Here is a 625-nt window from a genome sequence, read left to right as displayed (position 1 = left end):
TTAATTGGTAGTTATTAGAGGTGCCCTTAATTTGACAAATCATATAACTAAAATTAGTCTTCATTAGGATCATTTTTAGCTTCCTCATGCGTTTTATGTACTGTACCAGGGACATGATCAGGACCTGCATAAATTGAGTAAATTTTCAGAGGTTTGTCACCAATATTGGTTACATTATGCCAAGTATCAGCAGGTACTAAAATTACATCATCATCTGAAACTTCTTGTTCAAATGTAAGATTATCTTCGGCATCTCCCATTTGGCATAAACCTTTACCTTCTTCGATACGGAGGAATTGATCGATACCCATGTGTACTTCTAAACCAATATCGTCACCGGGTTCAATAGCCATTAATGTAACCTGAAGTTTTTCACCAGTCCAAATTGTTGTACGGTAATTCTCGTTTTCTTTGGTATAATCCTCAATGTTAACGATAAATTTTTCTTTGCCATGATCTTTATAATCGAATGTCATTAGAAAGTCCTCCTTGTTCTTAATTAGACTAATTCTAATAATTAATCTATACTATAGTAATAACATAAAACCGTTTACAAAGCAAAGAAAAAGATTATTATCTACCGTTTTTTTAAAGACGCGAATTGTAAAATTAAGTTAGAAAAATA

Annotated in this window: 1 protein-coding gene; it reads right to left on the bottom strand. The window is 32.0% G+C overall.

Annotated elements, in window-relative coordinates; all coding sequences use genetic code 11:
- Window positions 1-53 precede the first annotated feature (53 nt).
- A complete protein-coding gene (locus tag RR45_RS10920; RefSeq protein ID WP_003108064.1) occupies window positions 54-476 on the bottom strand; it encodes a cupin domain-containing protein in 423 nt (140 codons plus the stop codon).
- Window positions 477-625: the final 149 nt, after the last annotated feature.

The sequence above is a fragment of the Pseudolactococcus chungangensis CAU 28 = DSM 22330 genome (assembly GCF_002441885.1).
Lineage (GTDB): Bacteria > Bacillota > Bacilli > Lactobacillales > Streptococcaceae > Pseudolactococcus > Pseudolactococcus chungangensis.
Note: the sequence above shows the minus strand (reverse complement) of the source record. Positions and strands in the feature narration are given on the sequence as shown.

Coding starts and splice junctions, on each gene's coding strand:
- RR45_RS10920 (WP_003108064.1), bottom strand. CDS start 476: ATGACATTCGATTATAAAGATCATGGCAAAGAAAAATTTATCGTTAAC.